15 protein-coding genes are annotated in these 19,792 nt (G+C 66.8%); 5 read left to right on the top strand and 10 right to left on the bottom strand.

Going from position 1 to position 19,792, the window contains the following annotated elements:
* The first annotated feature begins 4 nt into the window (after window positions 1–4).
* A complete protein-coding gene (gene addA, locus AC6IW9_RS09935; protein ID WP_497772027.1) occupies window positions 5–3,442 on the top strand; it encodes a double-strand break repair helicase AddA in 3,438 nt (1,145 codons plus the stop codon).
* A gap of 50 nt (window positions 3,443–3,492) precedes the next feature.
* On the opposite strand, the gene AC6IW9_RS09940 is transcribed toward addA, so the two are convergent.
* On the bottom strand, window positions 3,493–4,794 hold the full coding sequence (locus tag AC6IW9_RS09940) for a UDP-N-acetylglucosamine 1-carboxyvinyltransferase (protein ID WP_497772028.1): 1,302 nt from the start codon (window positions 4,792–4,794) through the stop codon (window positions 3,493–3,495).
* A gap of 184 nt (window positions 4,795–4,978) precedes the next feature.
* Here AC6IW9_RS09940 and AC6IW9_RS09945 point away from each other — a divergent pair, with 184 nt between their 5' ends.
* From AC6IW9_RS09945 to ychF, 4 genes are all read left to right on the top strand, one after another.
* Entirely contained in the window at window positions 4,979–6,871 is a 1,893-nt protein-coding gene (locus tag AC6IW9_RS09945; RefSeq protein ID WP_497772029.1) for a pseudouridine synthase, read from the top strand.
* A complete protein-coding gene (locus AC6IW9_RS09950) occupies window positions 6,872–7,027 on the top strand; it encodes a hypothetical protein (protein ID WP_497772030.1) in 156 nt (51 codons plus the stop codon).
* Window positions 7,028–7,030: 3 nt separating this feature from the next.
* Window positions 7,031–7,585 carry a 16S rRNA (guanine(966)-N(2))-methyltransferase RsmD gene (gene rsmD / locus AC6IW9_RS09955; protein WP_497772031.1) on the top strand — a complete coding sequence of 185 codons (555 nt, stop codon included), beginning with the start codon at window positions 7,031–7,033 and terminating at the stop codon, window positions 7,583–7,585.
* A gap of 973 nt (window positions 7,586–8,558) precedes the next feature.
* Window positions 8,559–9,656 carry a redox-regulated ATPase YchF gene (gene ychF / locus AC6IW9_RS09960; protein ID WP_497772032.1) on the top strand — a complete coding sequence of 366 codons (1,098 nt, stop codon included), beginning with the start codon at window positions 8,559–8,561 and terminating at the stop codon, window positions 9,654–9,656.
* A gap of 60 nt (window positions 9,657–9,716) precedes the next feature.
* Here ychF and AC6IW9_RS09965 read toward each other — a convergent pair whose 3' ends face one another.
* The 9 genes from AC6IW9_RS09965 to AC6IW9_RS10005 all read right to left on the bottom strand — a co-directional run bounded on the left by AC6IW9_RS09965 (window position 9,717) and on the right by AC6IW9_RS10005 (window position 19,215).
* Window positions 9,717–10,013, bottom strand: coding sequence for a hypothetical protein (locus tag AC6IW9_RS09965; protein WP_497772033.1), 297 nt, complete (start codon window positions 10,011–10,013; stop codon window positions 9,717–9,719).
* A gap of 14 nt (window positions 10,014–10,027) precedes the next feature.
* Window positions 10,028–12,409 carry a TonB-dependent receptor gene (locus tag AC6IW9_RS09970; protein WP_497772034.1) on the bottom strand — a complete coding sequence of 794 codons (2,382 nt, stop codon included), beginning with the start codon at window positions 12,407–12,409 and terminating at the stop codon, window positions 10,028–10,030.
* 677 nt (window positions 12,410–13,086) lie between these two features.
* The gene (locus tag AC6IW9_RS09975) at window positions 13,087–13,638 is read right to left on the bottom strand and encodes an NAD(P)H nitroreductase (RefSeq protein WP_497772035.1); all 552 of its coding nucleotides are present in this window, start codon (window positions 13,636–13,638) and stop codon (window positions 13,087–13,089) included.
* A 1-nt stretch (window position 13,639) separates the two neighbouring features.
* Window positions 13,640–14,560 carry an ATP-binding cassette domain-containing protein gene (locus AC6IW9_RS09980; protein ID WP_497772036.1) on the bottom strand — a complete coding sequence of 307 codons (921 nt, stop codon included), beginning with the start codon at window positions 14,558–14,560 and terminating at the stop codon, window positions 13,640–13,642.
* Window positions 14,557–15,255, bottom strand: coding sequence for a GTP-binding protein (locus AC6IW9_RS09985; protein ID WP_497772037.1), 699 nt, complete (start codon window positions 15,253–15,255; stop codon window positions 14,557–14,559). The genes AC6IW9_RS09980 and AC6IW9_RS09985 overlap by 4 nt, the downstream gene beginning before the upstream one ends.
* Window positions 15,246–16,328: an ABC transporter substrate-binding protein gene (locus tag AC6IW9_RS09990; protein WP_497772038.1), complete on the bottom strand. Its 1,083-nt coding sequence runs from the start codon at window positions 16,326–16,328 to the stop codon at window positions 15,246–15,248. The genes AC6IW9_RS09985 and AC6IW9_RS09990 overlap by 10 nt, the downstream gene beginning before the upstream one ends.
* Window positions 16,316–17,350, bottom strand: a complete 1,035-nt coding sequence (locus AC6IW9_RS09995) for a D-alanine--D-alanine ligase family protein (RefSeq protein WP_497772039.1) — start codon at window positions 17,348–17,350, stop codon at window positions 16,316–16,318. Before AC6IW9_RS09995 ends, AC6IW9_RS09990 begins: the two co-directional genes overlap by 13 nt.
* 128 nt (window positions 17,351–17,478) lie before the next feature.
* Entirely contained in the window at window positions 17,479–17,841 is a 363-nt protein-coding gene (locus AC6IW9_RS10000) for a hypothetical protein (protein WP_497772040.1), read from the bottom strand.
* Between the two features lie 123 nt (window positions 17,842–17,964).
* Window positions 17,965–19,215 (bottom strand): Rossmann-like domain-containing protein, encoded by a 1,251-nt coding sequence (locus tag AC6IW9_RS10005; protein ID WP_497772041.1) that lies wholly within the window; start codon window positions 19,213–19,215, stop codon window positions 17,965–17,967.
* Window positions 19,216–19,792 lie beyond the last annotated feature (577 nt).

Genomic DNA, 19,792 nt, shown 5'->3' on the forward strand with positions numbered 1-19,792 from the left:
GCGCATGAGCGACCGCCGCCCCATAGCGCAGGACACGCGCGAGAAGCAGCGCATCGCGTCCGACCCCGGCCTCTCGGCCTGGGTGTCGGCGCATGCGGGCTCGGGCAAGACTCATGTGCTCTCGCAGCGCGTGGTGCGGCTGCTGCTCGCGGGCGCGCCGCCCTCGCACATCCTTTGCCTCACTTATACGAAAGCCGCCGCCGCCAATATGGCGGCCCGCATCTTCGACATTCTCGCGCGCTGGGCGCTGCTCGACGACGAGCCGCTCATGGCCGCGATCATGGCGACCGGCGCGCCGCGCCCCTCCCGCGCAGAACTCTCGCGCGCGCGAAAACTCTTCGCTCATGCGGTGGAGACGCCGGGCGGCCTGAAAATCCAGACCATACACGCCTTCTGCGAGCGGCTGCTGCATCTCTTCCCCTTCGAGGCCAATGTCGCCGCCTCCTTCCGCGTGCTCGACGATCTCGAGCGCGCCGAATTGCTGGAGCGCGCGCGCCGCAAGACGCTCGCGCGCGCGGCGCTCGACAGCGGCGAATTATGCGAGGCGCTCGCGAGTCTGTCGCGGCTCTGCTCGGGCGAGGGATTCGACGGATTGATTTCCGAATTGCTCGATCATCGCGAAACGCATCGCAATCTCTCCTCGCGCGATTACGCCGGCGCGCTGCGCCGCCATCTCGGCCTCGCCGAGGGCGAGACGCTCGCGGCGATCGAAACGGAGATCGTCGAAGGCGGACTGCCTCCCCGCGTCTGGCCGGAGCTCGCGCAGACTCTGCGCCGGGGCGGAACGAACGACGGCAAGCTCGCCGACCAGCTCGACGCCGCCGCGAAGAACCTCGACGTCGACGACTATCTGCGCGTCTTCTTCAGGAGCGACGGCGAGCCGCGCGGGCTCGGCAAGCAGAAGATCATCTCGGCCGCGCTGCAGAAGCAGCAGCCCGCTCTGCTCGCGCGGCTCGAGGCGGAGCGTGACCGCCTCGTGGCGCTCGCCGAGCGGCGCAAGGCGGCGGCGGCCTTCGACCGCTCCCTGGCGCTCGCCGTGATCGGCGACGCGATCCTTTCCGAATACGAGCGGATGAAGAGCAATCGCGGCCTGTTCGATTTCGACGATCTGATCGAGCGTGCGCGGCGTCTGCTGCTGCGCTCGAACGCCGCGTGGGTGCTCTACAAGCTCGATTCGCAGATCGATCACATTCTCGTCGATGAAGCGCAGGACACGAGCGCGGCGCAATGGGACATATTGGCGGCGCTCGCCGCGGAATTCTGCGCCGGCGAAGGCGCGCGCGGCGTGCGTCGCAGCTTCTTCGCCGTCGGCGACGAGAAGCAGTCGATCTTTTCCTTCCAGGGCGCGGCGCCGGAGAAATTCGATTCGATGCGCCGCGCCTTCGCCGGCCGCTTCCGCGATGCGAGTCTGGGCTTCGAGACGGTGAGGCTCACGCGCTCTTTCCGCTCGTCGCCCGATGTGCTCGCAGCGGTCGACGACATATTCGCGCATGAGGGCAATCGCCGCGGCCTCGGCGCCGATCCGCAGGAGCCGGCGCCGCGGCACGAAGCGTGGAAGGCCGATGTGCGAGGCCGCGTCGAGATTTGGGAGCCGGAGAGCGCCGAGAGCGCCGAGGCGCCGCCCGACTGGCGCCTGCCGCTCGATTATGTGAACGACGCGACGCCCGCCGCGCGCCTCGCGCGCAAGATCGCCCGCAAGACGAAGGCGCTGCTCGCGCCGGAGAGCGGCGAATGTGTCGAGGACAAAGGCGCGATCCGCGCCGTGCGGCCGGGCGATGTGATGATCCTCGTGCGCAAGCGCGACGCCTTCTTCGAGGCCGTCATCCGCGCTTTGAAAGCGGAGGGCGTCGCCGTCGCCGGCGCCGACCGTCTCGATCTCTCCGGTCACATAGCGGTGATGGATCTCGTCGCGCTCGGCCGCGCGGCGCTGTTGCGCGAAGACGATCTCACTCTCGCCGTCCTGCTCAAATCGCCGCTCGTCGGCCTCGACGACGACGATCTCATCGCCGTCGCGCCGCAACGCCGCGGCTCTCTCCATGATGCGCTCGCCGCTTCGCTCGTCCCGCGCCACCGCGAAGCGGCGGCTTTCGTCGAGCATTGGTCGCGTTTCGCCCGCACGCTCGCGCCTTTCGATTTCTACAGCCTCGCGCTCGGCGCGGGCGGCGGCCGCGAGCGGCTGGTCGCGCGGCTCGGCGTCGAGGCCAATGACGCGATCGACGAATTCCTGCGTCTCGCCTGCGCCTTCGAGCGCGAGCAGGCGCCGACGCTCACCGGCTTTCTGGCGAGCGTCGAAGCGCTCGACCTCTCCATCAAGCGCGACATGGAGCAGGCCGGGGACGCCGTGCGCGTGATGACCGTTCACGCCGCGAAAGGACTCGAGGCGAAGATCGTTTTTCTGCCGGATACATGCGGCGCGCCGGCCGGACATCATGATCCCGAGCTCTTCGCCCTAGGCGAGGAGGACGAGGCGGCGCTCGTGTGGTCGACGAGCAAGGACGCCGATCCGCCCGCCGTGGCGCGCGCGCGCGAAACGTTGCGCGAAGCCGCGCGCGACGAGCACCGGCGTCTGCTCTATGTCGCGCTGACGCGCGCCGAGGAGCGGCTCTATATCGCCGGCTTCCACGGGCCCAAGGGCAAGGCCGCCGATTGCTGGTACGACGCGATCCGCAATGCGTTGGAGCCGTCTTGCGCGCGCGCGCCGGACCCGTTCGACGAGACGAAGGAGATTCTCGTCCGCGGCCGCGCCATGCGCGAGCAGATCGAGGCGCCGCCTCGGCGCGACGGACGCATAAATGTTCCGGCCTATGCGCTGCGGCCGGCGCCGCGCGAGAGCGCGCCGGCGCCGCCGCTGCGTCCCGTGACCGCGCTCGCCGCGGCCGACGTGATTACGGCCGCGGACGAATCCCTGTCGACGATGCGGCGCGACGGCCAGCGCCTGCTCATCGGCCGACTCACGCACGCATTGCTGCAACGCCTGCCCGACACGCCGCTGGAACGACGCGAAGAGGCCGCGCGCCGCTTTCTCGAGCTGCGCGGCGCGACGCTGGACGCCATGCAGCGCGAGCGGCTCGCACATGCGGCGCTCGATGTGCTCGCCGATTCATCGCTCGCGTCTTTGTTCGGGCCCGGCTCGGCGCCGGAAGTGGAAATCGTCGCGAAGCTCGCGGGAGCCCGAGGCGAGATCGCCGTGACGGGGCGCATCGATCGTCTCGCCGAGACGGAGGAGGAAGCGATCGTCGCCGATTTCAAGACCGGCGCGCCGCGCGATCCACCGAGCCGGACGCAATTGCGCCAGCTCGCCGTCTATCGCGCCGCCGCGGCGCAGCTCTATCCGGGGAAAAAGATTCGCTGCGTGTTGATCTTCACGGAGACGGCGACGACCGTCGAGCCGACGCCGACCGAGCTCGACGCCGCGCTCGACGAGATTTTGACAGAAATCTGAGTCGCGCTCTCCTTCTCCCGCTCGCGGGAGAAGGAGAGCGCCCTATGTCCTCAATCGCCTCCCGTCCACTCCACCTCGGCGCCGAGCGCGCGCAGATTTTCGACGAAGCGCGGATGAGCGCGCTTGATCGGCGTCGCATTATGGATGATCGAGCGCCCTTCGATGCTCGCCGCCAGCATCAAGAGAGCGATGGCGACGCGGATGATGTAAGGGCTCTCCACCTCCGCCGGCATCAGGGGCTTGCCGCCGAAGACGACGAGCCGGTGCGGATCGGACAGAAAGACATGGGCTCCGAATTTCGAGAGCTCGCCGGTCCAGCCGAGCGCGCCGTCATAGACCTTGTTCCAGAACATCACGCTGCCCTCGGCCTTCACGCCGAGCGCGATGAAGATCGGCAGCAGATCGACCGGTAGGTAAGGCCAGGGCGCCGCCTCCACCTTCTGCAGCACATTGCGGGTGAAGGGCTCGACCACTTTCAGCGGACCATTGGCCTTGGTCTTCGACCAGCCGTCCTCGTGATGGATGGCGACGCCGAATTTGGCGAAGGTGCGGTCGATCAGCGGAAACTGATCGGGCGCCGAATTCTTCACGGCGACGCCGCCGCCGGTGATCGCGCCGAGCGCGAGGAAGGTCGCGACCTCGTGGAAATCTTCCGTGAGGCGGAACTCGCCGCCCGAAAGCTCGTCGACGCCTTCTATGGTGAGCTGCGAGGTGCCGACACCCTCGATGCGCGCGCCGAGCGAACGCATGAAATCGCAGAACTCCTGCACATGCGGTTCGGAGGCGGCGTTGGTCAGCTTCGATTCTCCGGCCGCCAGCGCCGCGCAGAGCACGAAATTCTCGGTGGTGGTGACGGAAGCATAGTCGAGCCAATGGCGCGTCGCGCGCAAGGGCCCGTCGGCGCGGATGATGAGCGAATCGCGGCTCTCCTCGATCCCCGCGCCGAAGGAGCGCAGCACCTCTATATGCGGATCGATCTCGCGCACGCCGAGCGTGCAGCCCTTCACGTCATTCTCGAGCCGCGCGACGCCGAAGCGTGCGAGCAGCGGCGGCACCAGCATGATGGAGGAGCGCATCTCCACCGGCAGGCGATGCGCGGCCGGATCGAAACGCGTATCGCGATGGCAGAGCTCCAGCAGGCCGGTCGAGAAATCCATCCGCACATCGCTGCCGAGCGTGCGGAACAGGTCGAGGATCTTCTTGACGTCGGTGATCTCGGGCACGCCATAGATGCGCAGCGGATGGCGGGTCAGCAGCGTGGCGCAGAGAATCGGGAGAACGGCGTTCTTGTTCGCGGAAGGAACGATCCGCCCCTCGAGCGGGCGTCCGCCATGAACGATGAGATGAGCCATGCCGCCTCCCGGGCGAAACTTGCGAGATCATGGGACGAGATAGGGGAGCCCGCCGTTTCGTCTCCGGCGGCTGCGGGGTTTCCGCAGCTCAGCCACCGCATAACTTAGATTCATGGCGAATGACGAGTGAAAAAGGGGCTGCGGCGCCTTTCTCACCGCGCGCGCGACCTGCTATCAGGGGCGCATGACCGACAAAAAACCGCAAAAGGCCGGCCGCCGCCCGGAGGGCGGCGAGCGTCCGCCGCGTCGCCGCGCGCCCCCGAAGAGGCCGAAAGCCGAGCCGCCGGCGCCCAAGGCCTTCGAGGGCGACCGCATCGCCAAAGTGATGGCGCGCGCCGGCGCCTGCTCGCGCCGCGACGCCGAGACCTGGATCGCCGAGGGCCGCGTCGCCGTCAACGGAACCGTGCTCGCGAGCCCCGCCTTCAATGTGCGCGAGGGCGACCGCATCGAGATCGACGGCAAGCCGCTCGCCGAACGCGAGCCGACGCGGCTGTTCTTGTTCCACAAGCCCGATGGGCTCGTCACCAGCGCCAAGGATCCGGAAGGGCGCGAGACCGTCTTCGGCTTTCTGGACGAGCGTCATCCCGAGCTGCCGCGGCTCGTCAGCGTCGGGCGGCTCGACATCAACACCGAGGGCTTGCTGCTGCTGACGAATGACGGCGGCCTCGCCCGCACGCTGGAGCTGCCGGCGACCGGCTGGACCCGCCGCTATCGCGTGCGCGCCCATGGCGAGATCGACCAGGCGCGGCTCGATGAGCTGAAGAAGGGCGTCACCGTCGACGAGATCGACTACGCCCCGATCGAGGCGAGGCTCGACCGCGTGCAGGGCGCCAATGTGTGGATCACGATGACGCTGCGCGAGGGCAAGAATCGCGAGATCAAGCGCGTGCTCGAGCATCTGGGGCTCGGGGTGAACCGGCTGATCCGCATCTCCTTCGGGCCATTCCAGCTCGGCGAGCTGGCCGAAGGCGCCGTCGAGGAGGTCAGGCTCAAGACATTGCGCGAGCAGCTCGGCAAGGGCCTCGCCGAGCTCGCCGGCGTCGATTTCTCCTCGCCGCGCCGCGAGCCGGCGGAGCCCGAGCATGTGATCGAGGAGGAGAAGCGCCAGCGGGCGAAGGCGCGGTCGCGCAAGCATGTCTCGACGCTGCGCGCCGAGCGCGAGGAGACTCGCGGCAAGGGCCCGCGCGCGCGCATCGAGCGCAGCGCCACAGCCGACCGCAAGGGCCGCGCTGTTGCGGTGGAGACGATCAAGCCGGTCCGCCGCCCCCAGGAGGAGGAGCGGCCCACGACCCGCAACGCCCGCCGTTTTCAGGCGGAGCGGGAAGAGACGACACGCGGGCGCCGCGGCGAGGGCGCCGAAGCGCGCCAGGAGCGGGCGCCGCCGCGCCGCCGCTTCGGCGAGGAGCGCGACGCGCGTCGGCCGGATGGGGAGGCGCCGCCGCGACGACGCGAGGCCGCCGCCGCACATGGCGTCGATGAGCGCCGCAGGGCGCCGCGCGCCGAAGGCCGCGCCGGCCCCCGCGACGCCGGAGCGCGGCAGGAGCTGCGTCCCCGCCGGCCGCGGCCGGAAGGCGAGGCGGCTCGCCCGCGCCGCGAACGCCCGTCCGATCCCCGTCCCGAAGGGCGCGAGAGATTCGAGCGGCGCGGCCGCGACGATGCGCGTCGCGACAGCGAGCGCCCGGAGCAGCGGCCGCGCCGCGCGCGGCCGGAGGGCGCGGCCCGCGCGCGCCCCGAGGGGCGCGGCAATTTCGAGCGGCGCGGCCGCGAGGAGTTCCGGCGCGACGGCGAGCGCGCCGAGCGTTCGCGGCGCCCGCGGCCGGAGGGCGAGGCGGCGAAGCGAGAATTCGACAAGCCGCGCCGCGAGGATCGCAAGGACGCAAGGCCGCGCTCCGGCGAGCGCGACGGTTCCGAGCGGCGCGAAAGGCGCGGCCCGCCGCGCGAGAGCGCCGAGGGGCCCCGCAAGCCGCGACCGCCGCGGGACGCGCCGCGCGGAGGGAAGCCCGGCGGCAAGCCGCGCGGGGGCAAGCCCGCGGGGGGCAAGCCGGGCGGCCCGCGCAAGCCGCGCGGACGTCCGTGAATGGCGCCGATCGCCGCGCCCCCTCCCCATTCCCCCGCCGGGCGGGAGAGCAAGCAGATTCAGCGCGTCATCGACGGCTCGCGCCGCGCCCGCCGCCTCTCCTGCGCCGCGGGCGAGGGAGGGGGCGATCGCCGCACGATTCATCGGGGCGGCTGAACGATGCGCATCGTCGCCGGCGCGCTGCGCGGCCGCGTGTTGAAGACGCCGCAGAGCCAGTCCATTCGCCCGACCTCGGACCGGCTGCGCGCATCGATCTTCGACATTCTCGCCCATGCCTATGGCGATCCGGTCCCCGGCGCGCGCGTCGTCGATCTCTTCGCCGGAACCGGCGCGCTCGGCCTCGAGGCGCTGTCGCGGGGCGCCCAAAGGGCGCTGTTCGTCGACGACGGCGCGGAGGCCCGCGCGCTTTTGCGCGCCAACATCGAAGCGCTCGGCCTCGGCGGCGTCACCCGCATCTTCCGGCGTGACGCGACCAAGCTCGGCCTCGCGCCGCCCGGGGAGCGCTTCACCCTCGCCTTTCTCGATCCGCCCTATGGCCGCGGCCTCGCCCCGCGCGCGCTGGGCGCCCTGCTCGAGGGCGCCTGGCTCGCCGAGGACGCGCTGATCGTTGTCGAGGAGGCGGCGGACGATCCTCTGGCCCTGTCCGAAGGTTTTACCGAAGCCGAACGCCGTCGCTATGGCGACACGCAGATCGTCATCGCGCGCCGCGCCTGAAACGGCGCCGCCGACGCTCATCGGCTCGGCATGTTGTTCGGCGGCTCGTCCGCGACGCAGATATAGGCGAGCCTGAGCATCTCCATCGAGTAGAAGAGCCTTTTCAGCATGGGCCCACCCGATCCCCTGGAGCCCGGGCCAGACCCTATGGGGGCGAGCGACGGCCGAGACCGGGGACGTCCGCATGGGCGTTTCACACTCCCCTTCGCTAGACTCGGCGGTTTCACTCCTCCCGAGCGCCTTCGGCGCGGTTGCTCACTCACCCGATGACCATGGGCGCGAGAGCCGCGGTCCAGAGGGCGCGCGCCGACGCCCCGCCGCCGTTTCCGGCGCGGGATATGGGAGGTCCGGAACGCCGCGGCGCCGTTTCGGCCGCGAAAAGGAAGGTTGGTCGGAGCCTCGAGCGTTCCGGACCACGGCCGCCTTTTCTGTTCGCCGCCTCCGGGGCCAGGGTTGTTTTCCCCTTTCGGGTAGTCTATCCCCGCGCCACCCTCGGATATTCGGCCCGGTCCGCGCCTCGCTTTCGCGAGGCTTCCGCACGAAGGAAGACCGGCGCCGGCGGCGTGGCGTCGCGAGGGGGCGGGAGAGGGTCGCCTCCCGTCCTCGCGAACCGTGCCCCGCCGACGCCGCCCGACCCTTCGGGCGCCGCCCCATGCGGCGGAAGCGGGAGGAATGTAGGAATAAAATCCGAAAATGTCAAGTCCGCAAATGTCGAGGGCGACGGGGACGCATCCGGGACCACATTCCTCGCCCTCATGCCGAGGAGCCTGCGAAAGCGGGCGTCTTCAAAGCACGAGAGCTAGATCCAGAGGGCGGGACGTCGAGGTTCCGCGCGTGCTTCGAGACAGCTCCTTCGAAGCCTTCTCGGCATGTGGAGCTTTCACCCGATTACCCCCTCGCCCCCGCCCTTGCCTTTTCGCCCGCTCCCGCCCATACCGCGCCGCAGCGAGCATATTCGAGGACAACGGACGCCATGGGCTTCAAATGCGGAATCGTCGGCCTGCCCAATGTCGGCAAGTCGACCCTGTTCAACGCGCTGACGCAGACCGCGGCGGCGCAGGCGGCCAATTACCCCTTCTGCACGATCGAGCCCAATGTCGGCGAGGTCGCCGTGCCCGATCCGCGCCTCGACGCGCTCGCCGAGATCGCCGGCTCCAAGCAGATCATCCCGACGCGGCTCACCTTCGTCGACATCGCAGGCCTCGTGCGCGGCGCCTCCAAGGGCGAGGGGCTCGGCAATCAGTTCCTCGCCAATATCCGCGAATGCGACGCCGTCGCCCATGTGGTCCGCTGCTTCGAGGACGGCGACGTCACCCATGTCGAGGGCGGCGTCGATCCGATCCGCGATATCGACACGATCGAGACCGAGCTGATGCTCGCCGATCTCGAGAGCCTGGAAAAGCGCGTGATCCCGCTCGAGAAGAAGGCCAAGGGCGGCGACAAGGACGCCAAGGAATTGCTCGATCTGATGCGCCGCTGCCTCGATCTCCTGCGCGAGGGCAAGCCGGCCCGCCTCGTCGAAACCAAGCCCGAGGAGCGCGGCGCGCTCGCCGGCCTCGGCCTCCTCTCCTCCAAGCCCGTCCTCTATGTCTGCAATGTCGAGGAAGGTTCGGCCGCTGCGGGCAACGCTTTCTCGGAGACGGTCGCGGCGCGGGCGCGCGAGGAGGGAGCGGCGGCGGTGGTCGTCTCGGCGAAGATCGAGAGCGAGATCGCCGTGCTGCCGGCCGAGGAGCAGAAGGATTATCTCGAAGCCGTCGGCCTTTTCGAGCCCGGGCTCAACCGGGTGATCCGCGCCGGCTACGACCTCTTGCATCTCCTCACCTATTTCACCGTGGGGCCCAAGGAGGCGCGCGCCTGGACGATCGAGGCGGGCACGCGCGCGCCGCAGGCGGCCGGCGTCATTCATACCGATTTCGAGAAGGGCTTCATCCGCGCCGAGACCATCGCCTATGCCGATTATGTCGCGCTGCGCGGCGAGGCCGGCGCGCGCGAAGCGGGCAAGCTGCGGCTCGAGGGCAAGGAGTATGTGGTCGCCGACGGCGACGTGCTGCATTTCCGCTTCAACACCTGAGGCGCTCTCTCTCGCCTCGCGAAAGCCGTCGGATCGAAACGGGCTCCGGGATTTCCCACATCAGGTGACGCACCAGTCGCGCAGCAGATTGTGATAGAGCCGCGTGAGCCGTCCCACTGCCGGATTATCGGGCGATACGGCGGCGACGATCGGTCTCGCGCACGAGACTTCGAATCCGGAAGGAAGCCGCATGACGCGCGCCCGCGTCACCGGCTCGACATGACGAATCGCGCTCGACGAATGGAGAATCATATGGCTGGCGCGCAATTTCACCCGATGCGGCGCGAACTCGCCCATGACGGTCAATTCGCCGCCGTCGTAGTCGTCGGGATCGCCGAGGAACAAAGTCGCCGACATGTCCGCGCGAATCATCAATATTTGAAGTTCAACGCCAAACGATAGGCGCGCGGCGACCCGAGAATGATCCGTTGAGCGCCGAAATTGGCGCTGACCGCATATTTCGTGTCGGCGACATTGTCGATGCCGAGGCTGAGGACGACGTCCTTGTAGAGCTCGTAGGACGACATGAGATTGACGACGAAATAGCCCGGCAGCTTGCCGAAGCGGCCGTTCGGCACGATGCGATCGCCATAGTCCTGCCGGCCGGCCCATGACCAGCTGGAATAGTTCAAGCCTCCGCCCACGGTGACGGGTGTGTCCGGGATGCGATAGGTCGTCCATAAATTGCCGGTGACATTCGGCGTGAAGGCGAGCGCGTCGCCGTTCGCGCCGCGACGATAGAAGCCGTTCGCGAATGCGGCCGGAGCGTCGACGCCCGGCGCGTATACGGGATAATCGCCGGGACTCGCGGCCATCCGGAACCAATCCAGATAGGCGGCGTGCTTCTGCTCGCTGCGCATGACGAGAAATCCGCCGTACAGCCGCCAGTTGTCGGTCACATTGCCCGAGACGCCGAATTCGACGCCTTGCGCGATCTGGTCTCCGTAGCCTTTCAGAGTGATGGGCTGGGCGGCTCCGCCGATGCAGCCCGCGTCGGGAAGGCCCGGCGGATTGCCGTAGCATCCGGTGATCGGCACGGTCTTCACCGTGTGAAAGAGAGCCAAACTCGTGGACAGGCGGCCGTCGAGCAAGTCCCATTTGCCGCCGATTTCGTAATTGACCATCCGTATCGGTCGCGATCCCGGGACGAGAACGACGAGCGCGCGATCGTCTCCGCGCGAAATATCGGCGGAGTTGAGAAAGCTCGCGCCCATCGGCTCGTTGGACCAACTCACCGACCCATAGACGCTCGCCTTCTCGATCGGCTTGTAGACGACGCCGATCTTGCCGGCGACGGTCGTCGTCGTATCCGCATAGCCGTCATACTTGCCGGTCGGCAGACCGGCCAAATCCTTCATTCCGATCGCGAGGCGAAAATGCTCGAGCCGTGCGCCGCCCGTGAGGATCCATTGCGGATGCAAGCGGATCGAGTCGTATGCGTAGCCGGCGATCGTTTCGACTTCCAATCTGTTGACGTTCAACGGGATCGCCGGAGTTTGAAAACGATCCGGATCGGGGAAGAACAGGGACGTCGAGTCTTGGGTGTCGTTGAAGCGAAGCGAGAAGGATTGCTCCAGAGAGTAATCGACGCCCGTCGACAGCTCGTGGCCGAACGGCCCCGTTTCGAATTCGGCGGAGACATTGGTCTGGTTGGTCAATGTGGTGGTGGTGCGATCGTAGGACTGGTTCTGGGTCGTGACCATGCCCGTCGTCGCCACATAAGCGGGCGGCGAACCTCCGGCCGGGGCCCCTGGCAAAGTGTAATTGGCGAAGCGATGCACTTGCGACCAGCGCGTCTGATTGCCGATGGTGACGTTCGGCAGGACGTCGTAAGCGAGACGCGCCTCGGCGGAATTGGCGTCGACATTGTCGAAGTCGCGTTTCAATCCGTAGAATGTGTCCCGCGACGCCGTCATGGCGATCGGATCCGAACGGGCCATATTCGCGAGCGAGGCCGCCGGAACGCCCCAGTCCGGAAGGTCGCGACGTTCCTGATGCTCGTAGATGAAGGCAGCGCGCATATTCGCGCCGAGGCCGAAAGCGATCGACGGCGCGACGCCCCACGGCCTGTTCAAAGCGATTTCGCGCCCCGGCGCGCCGCTGTTCTCGACCATCGCGTTCAGACGAACCGCCGTTTCCGGCGCAACGATATAGTTGGCGTCGACCGTCGCGCGCTTGCGCGACTCCGATCTGTATTGGTCCCAGCCGAACCACGCATCGCCCGAAACGAAATTCGCGAGCATGGGCGCCTTGGTGACCAGATTGACATAGCCGCCGGCGCTGCCGCGACCATTGTCGGCGGCCGCGCCCTTGAAGACCTCGACCCGCTCGGTGTTGAACATATCACGGGAATAATTGCCGTTGTCGCGCGAATTGTCGATGAAGACGTCGCTCGTGGCGTTGAAGCCGCGGAGCCTGAAATTATTGCTCGACGTGAAGCCGTTCTCGCCGGCGTCGATGGTGATGCCGGGCGTGTTGCGCAAGACGTCCGTGAGCGAGCGCGAACCCGTCTCCTGCATGATCGTTTTCGGAATTACCGCGACCGACTGCGGCGTATCCAACAGCGGCAGAGCGAATTTGAATGATTCCACATGCGAGGGCGACAATGGTGCCGCACGATCGACCGTATCCCTCGACGGAGCGCGCGGGGCGCCGACGTCGATGGTCGGCAGAGTCTCTTGCGCGGATGCGATGGAAGTCGACAGGGCGAGCGCCGCGGCGCCGGCGGGAAGTCCGTGAGCTTTGTAAGACATTGTCGAACCTTTCAGCATGAGCCGCCGTCCCCAGAAACGCGGATTGGGTCGAAGGCGCCGAGCATGGCGCTCGCCCGAGGACATCGGCGAGGCGACGACCGGATCCGTCTTCGACGCTTCGCCGATCGCATGAGCTTCAGCGCTTTCGACGAGGGCTTCGTGTGACGCATTGTCGACCGGACGCGCCCTGCGCGCAGCCGAGGCAAAACGAGGGTGGACGCAAGGATGCAGGCGCAGACATGGCGTCCCTGTCGAGATGCGTCCGCGACGCAGGAGTCGACGCAAGCGGACACAGTTATGAGGGAAACGGCTCATGCCGCTGTCGGTCGCCGCGAGGGACGACATGATGAACGGTCGGCGTCCGAGTGACGGAGCGAAGCGATCAGAGACGACAAAGCAGAAAAGGCGCCAGGGCGAAAGCCGAACATTCGCGGCGCATTTCGCGACGTCGACGGCATCGGGATGCGAGCGCTGTACAGATTTGTCGTTCTTGCGAAATCATACGTTCCGCAGCGAACGAACCTCGCGATCCTTCGCCTGCAAAAGGCGAGAATGCATTGCGATCGATGGGGCGAAAGAGTGATTCGAAGGGGGCGGACGCTGTGAGGCAATGTCTCGCGGCTCGAGCGCTCGCCAGCGTCTCGAGGACCGACGCATTGCCGATTCCGACAGGCGCTTCACAAACGCCGCACGAACTCTTTCATGTCGGCCGAGGGAAGAGGGTCCCGATGTCGCGGCGCCGGCGTCCCCAGATAAAGAAACCCGACGATCTGATCGCCCTCCGCCAAGTCGAGCGCGGCGTGCAGATTCCTGTCGAACATCGGCCAGCCAGATCGCCAAATTCCTGCATATCCCAGAGCAACCGCCGCCATCTGCATCGCCATCACCGCGCAGCCCGCCGTCAGTTGCTGCTCGAGGCGCCTGACGATGGGATGAGGACGATGGATGGCCGCGACGACCACGACCATGGGGGCCCGCTTCGGCATATGCGCGGCGCGCTCGACGACGTCTTCCGGCTGCCCGGATCGGCGCGCCGCCTGCTGCATCATCACTCCGAGACGATCGAGGCCTTCGCCGACAGCGATAAAGAATCGATACGGATGCAATCCCTGAAAATCGGGAACACGTAGCGCCGCCCGCAAAATCAGGTCGAGCGCTTCTTTGTCGGGAGCCGGCTCCGCGAGAGCGGCGCAGGAGCGCCGCTCGAGCAGCAAAGTCAAAGCGTCCATCTCATTCGTCCCCGTCGTCGCCGATTCTCTGTCCCGCTCGCAGACGCCGGCGAATATCCATGATGCGTCCGTCCAACCTCTGCAATTCCTCGAGGCAAGCGCGCTCCGCCGCGCTCGTCGCGATCACGTCGGCGACGGCGCCGTTGCGCACCACGATCCTGCGGCTTCCCATGAGCGCCAGTATGGGATCATGCGTCGATATCAGCACGATCTTCTCGCTCGCGACGAGAAGGTCCAACGCCTTGCGCCGGTCGATTCCGGCGTTCTCGATCTCGTCGATCAGAACGATGGGCGAGTCCGACAGCAAGGCGGTGTCGGCGATCATCAAGGCGCGGCTCTGTCCGCCGCTGAGCTGGGTCAAGGCCGCGCCCGGACCGAACGGTTCGCCGGCCAATTCGTTGGCGCAGGCGATGATGTCGGCGACCACGTCGTCCCGCTTCTCCGTCGAACGGCACTCGGCGTGCATCTTCAGGAATTCCGTCACGGAAAGATCCACGACGAAATTCATGTTCTGCGACAGTTGGGCGATCAGCCTGCGCTTCGAGCCGAAACGCAGAGCGGCCTCCGGCTCGGCTCCGTCGATCAGGACTCGGCGCCTGGAGGGCGTGTCTCCCTGTGCGAGACATTCTATATCGCCGAGGAGCCGGCTCTTGCCGGAGCCGGTCGAACCGACCACGCACACGATCTCTCCGACCGCGATCACGAGGTTCAAGTCCTCGCGTTTTCCGCATTTGTCGACGCCGCCGAGCAAGGTCAGCGCCGACAGCGTCCGTCGGCCTTCGACGCGCGCTGCGTCGGCTTGCCGGTCGATGTGAGAAAACAGATGGTCCTGTTCCAGGCCGATATGGCCGGCGTGGAGCGATCCGCGCGCGTCCAGCGCCTGCATGTCGTTCAACGGTCGCGCTTCGAGGTCGGCGTTCATGGCGTCGCGTCTCCGAACGTCATTTTGCGGACGTTGCCGCGTTGATGATCTCCGCCGATCAGCGTCTCGCCGATGCAATAAGGGCACACGGCGGACGGCATCGGGAATCGCAGCCGGCTTCCTTCCAAGCGCTCGACGCTCGGGGCCCGGCGGAAATGAAAGGCGAGCTCGGAAGCGCCCTGGCCCGTCATTCCGTTGAATGGGAGGATCGCGGCGCGCGGATTGGCCGCCTGCACGTTGAAGGCGAAAACCTCGCGTTCGGCCTGGCTGACGATGTCGCCCTTGGTGATCACGACGATGTCGGCGAGCTTCAGCATCGGACCGATCTTGCGCGGGGTGTGAACGCCGGAAAGCGTGTCGACGACGCATACGCCGAGGATTCCATGGATATGCGGCGAGCAGCGGTTGCACAGGCCCGCGCTCTCGGCGATCAGGAGATCGATCCCCGCCTTGCGAGCCCAGTCCAGGCAATCCTCGATGTTGCTGACGAAGAAATGATCGGGGCACAGGCTGCCCGCCAGCCCCGTCACCACAGGCAATCCGGCCTTGGCGTAGATCGCCTCGTCCGAACTCGCGAGCGAATCGAACTTGACGACGCCGATTCGGCCGGCGCCGCCGGCGAGCGTTTCGGCCGTCTTGAGGACGACCGAGGTCTTGCCGACAGAGGGCGGTCCGGCCACAACGATCAGGCGCATCTCTTCTTTCCCTCCGTGTCGAGCGTCTCGCGACTCGCGTGGAACAGCGCGGCGACGCGCTTCGCGTCGCCGGCCATGGAGCGGTGGCGAAGATAGTCCCACCCGGGGAACAGCAGTCGCGCCCCGTCCGGCAAGACCCGCGGACGGCCGGGCGCGAGCGACGGATAGAGATTGTGATCCAGCCAGCGCGCCGTCGCGGGCGCGAATAAATATTCGGCGAAAGGCGCTATTTTCTCGAGATGTGCGGCTTGGGCCGTCATCCAGAGCGGAAAGGCGAGGCCGCCCTCCCGCGGCCACACCACCTCGCTGCGATCGCGTCGCGGACAGAGGTCGGCGAGCGCCCAGGGCAGGACATAGATCGCGCCGAGCGAAGCGTCGGTCCCCGCGCAGCGTGGCATTTGCGCGGAATGCATCAGGCCGGGCGCATTGGCGAGCAGAGCGTCGAGCCCTTTTTCGCCCAATAGGCGCAGCATGGCCACCAGAAAGAAGAGGTTATAGGAGCGCCAGCGCGTTTCGCCCTCGCGTCGCCAGCCGGAGAATATCACTTCGCCGCGGTAGATCGGATCGACGAGCTCCGCCCAGCTTCGCGGCGTGGGCCTCGATCCCAGTCTCTCGCGATCGATGAGAAGAACGAAAGGCGCTATCGCATAGGCGCCGATCCAGCCGAGCGGATCGATAAGCCCCGCGTCGACGAATATTTTCTCGCTCTTTTCCGGCTGCAGCGAGGCGAAGGCGCCGCGCTCGACATGGGCCGCGTGAAAAGCGCGATTGAAGACGGCGCCATGTTCGGACGAGACCAGCAATTTCGGAAAATCATCCAATTTGCGAATGAAGCGCAGCCGCTCCATCGGAGTCCGGCCGCCTTGCCCCATCGGCACACGCCATGTCAGGCGCGCGGCGCCGGCGGCGCTATGCTCTCGCGCGATCTGCGCGATGTCGTCGCGCATTCGCGCACGCAATGGAACGGGGCAGGAACCGAGAAAATCCAATCCGTTCGGCTCGTCTCGCGCCGAGAGATCGGCGAAGACGTCGAAGGCCGCGTCGAGCGCGGGCCGGCCGGTCAGGAGACCCATTGTCGAAGCTCCGTCTCGCGCATCTGCCGGCGCAGCGAATATTCGACGACATGACCGATGACGTCCGCCTGGTTCAGCCCCCATTGCGCCGCGGCGAGGCAGATCGCGCCGCTGCGACCGATATGGCAGCAAATATTGAATTCGAGGAAGACGCGCCGGCCGGTCGCCGGATCGAAACGATAGTCGAGGCGTAAATAATCCATCGGCCCCGCGACCGCCCAGAGCGCGCGGACATCGGCGTGGAAATGCCGCGCGTGATCCGGGCTCTCGAATAACTCGTAGCCGAGAGGATCATTGCGCTTCAGGTCCTCGGTGACGATGGCGCCGAGCCGATTCGACCGGGGCCGCACCAGTCCGAGAACAATCGGCTCATCGCCGCCGAGAACGGGGACCGTCACGTCGATTCCGGGGACATATCGTTCGACGAGCACCGACATGCCGAGCGCGAACAAAGTCTCCGCGATGCGCGCGGCGCCCGTCCAATCGTCCTGTATCGATTGATCCGTGACGCCTTCGGAGGCGGCTCCGAATCGATTCTTCACAAAATAAGGCCCGCCGAACGGCGGTGGATTTTCGAGGTCTTCGCGGCGGGCGTAGACCGCGCCTTCCGCCACCGGCAGGCCGATGGAACGAGCGAGAATCTTGGTCAGCCATTTGTCCTCGGCGAGCGCGCGAATATTGGGCTTGGCGCCGACATGGGGCAGACGCAGAAATTCGCAAGTCGAGGCGACGAAGATTTCCGGATTGTCGAAAGGCGCTCTGTTGTAGAGCGAGAACACCAGATCGATCGAGGGGGCTGCTGCGTCGAGCGCGCGAAAGCGGTTGGATGTCGTCACCGTATAGCCGAAATCGCGCAACACGCTCCAGACGCGATGGTAATAGGCCGGATAGCCCCCGTCTCCGGAATAGGAGGCGGGAGCGTAATCCGGCGCCAGCGGCGCCGAGCGTGCGAGAAAGAAAATATGCGTCGCCGGCGAGGGCGGCGGCCGCAACAGCCTTCTGGCGATTCCTTGTCGCTCCATTGTCGATACTCGCTCCAGAATTTGCGGTCCGGATTATCGAGCAAACCGCGCGCCAGAAATTCTGCTCGTTTTCCGGCGCTACGCCGTCGGTGAAAGTTCGCGGTGGCGTCAACGGCTCATGAAGCCGTTCACGCCGGCTCTCCGACGAGCCGAACCGGCGCCGTCTTGTTCGACGAGCAGCTCCTGCTACGCTCCGACGCCGGGCCTCCGCGCTCCCGATCACCGGCTTCGCACGGGATAACCGAGGCGCCTCCGTCGAGCTTCACCAATCTCGGCGCGGGAGGCGCGCCCATCGCGCGCATTTCGGCCGCGCGTTCCCGCATCGCGCCCATCACGGTGGCCAAACCGGCGTCGAGAGCGGCGTTGCGAAAACCGGCCGCGATCAGCGCATCGACGGCGCACTCCGCCAGAGCGAAAGCGATGGCGTCATAGGCGTGGCCCTGATGGCGCAGCGCGCCCACATATCGATTGAGCGAGATTTCGAGATGCATGATCGATCTCCAGGGTTCGGATGCGGCTCGCGCGGGATCCGAGACGACAGGGAAACGGCTCATGCCGTGTCGGACGCTCCAGCTCGGGACCGGTCGCGTCGGGAACGAGGATCGGTTCTCGATTCAGGCTGCCGCGGCGACGTCCTCGGCGAGATGGACATAGCGGCCGAAACGGCCGAAATCTTTGGGCAGCGCTCCTGCTTCGATCGCAGTCGCGAGACCGTCGGCGTCGCGCACGATGAAGCCGCCGAGGACGGCGAGGCCATATTCGTGCAAGCGCGATGTCATGGGCGTGGAGGGACCGATCAGCGCGACGGCCTGATGGTCGACGAGGCGTAAAATGCGCAGCAGGCTCTGATTGACGAGCGCCGACGAGTTGACGATGGCGCCGCTGCAGCCCGGCAGGAGCGATTCCATGGCGGCCGTCGGATATTCGCCCGGCCGCGGCTCTTTCTCGATGATGAGGCATTCGGGGAGGATGGAGTCCACTCCCGGAAACGCGCCGACGACGACCACAGGCCCCGGAACCTTGCGGAAGCGTCGAACGCCATTGCCCTGGACGCCCTCGAGATCGAAGCGATTGTAATGGGCGTTGGTCGCCGCCACTCCGAGAGCCGCCTCGAGCGGATTCCACGAAAGGCTGAAGCGAGCGAGAGTGCGAAGGCTCTCACGTCTCAGTTTCGGCAAGGAGGGCGTCAGTTCGCGCGGATGGCGGGGAAGATAGGCGAGGCCGGCGCCGCTGCGTCCCTCCACCATAATCCAGCGCGGACCGCATGTGATCCGAACGACGTCATCCTCGGCCACGCCGAGAACCAGATCCCGATAGAGTTTGTCTTGCCCCCACCATCGCCATAATGAGCGACGGTCCGGCGCGACCATCGAGCCTTCGCGTCGCACGAAACTGTGCCAATGATGGATCGATTGGCCGGCGATGGCAGTGAGAACAGGCAGCCCTTTCGCGTGACCCGAGCCGATCGGGAGGCCGACTTCCCGCGTGGCGTCGAGGCAGGCCGGAAAGCGGCCGACGGCGAAAAGATCCGCCTCGTCCTCTATCGCCCGCTCGAGATGAGCGGCCGCGGCTCCCGGCTCTTCGACGAATGCGGCGCCGGAGGAGAGATCGATCGAAAGCGGGACATTGCCGGATGCGACTGCGCCGTGGTCGCGCGCGAAACCGCGCACGGCGAAACCGCGTTGTCGTAGTTCTGCGGCGAATTCGATCAGCAGCCCGTCGACGCTCACCGAGGGATCATGCACGATCACGCCGGGACGGAGCCAGCACGGCCGCCCCGCTTCCGATTGCGCGGGCGGCAATCGGGAACGGCCGGCGTCTCCTTCCATTGCCGGCGAGGAAGCGTAGCGAGCGCGCTGCGACATTGAGGCATCCGTCGAGTTTCCGCGAGTTCCGGAGCAAGGGTCGGGCCATCTCGGTCGATGAGGCGCGCATCGACGTTTCGCGCGCGAAACGCCACGAGTTTTCGTGCGAGCCCTTCGTAACGGCGCAGTTCGCATGACCCGCACCTTCCCGAGCGGATTTTCTCGATTCGTACATTTCCGTGCAGACGAGAGAGTGCGATTCGAAGACGGGCGCGCGAAATCGCGAGCGGAAGCGTTCGACGTCCTCGTGGCGCGAATCCTGCTCGTAGGAGATCGATGATCGGGCGCTTCTCGGACGAGAGCTCGATCATGTCGCCGCTCGCGCGGCGACCGTCCGCGGCATGAGCCGTTCTCCTCGACCAGGATCGACACAGAGCCCTGTGCGCTGAGCGCGACAGGATTCTTTCGGGAGACGCCATGTCCACGGAACGCCGTTCGACGATCTCTCCACGACGTTCGACATCGCGAGCCCGAAGCTCGAATTGCCCTGCAATGGCCGCGATCGAGGCTGCTCGGACAGACGACGATCGCGCGCACGCTCCATCGTCACTTCCGAAGGCGACGACATCGAGTTCTC

It is taken from the genome of Methylosinus sp. shoA (genome assembly GCF_059718125.1).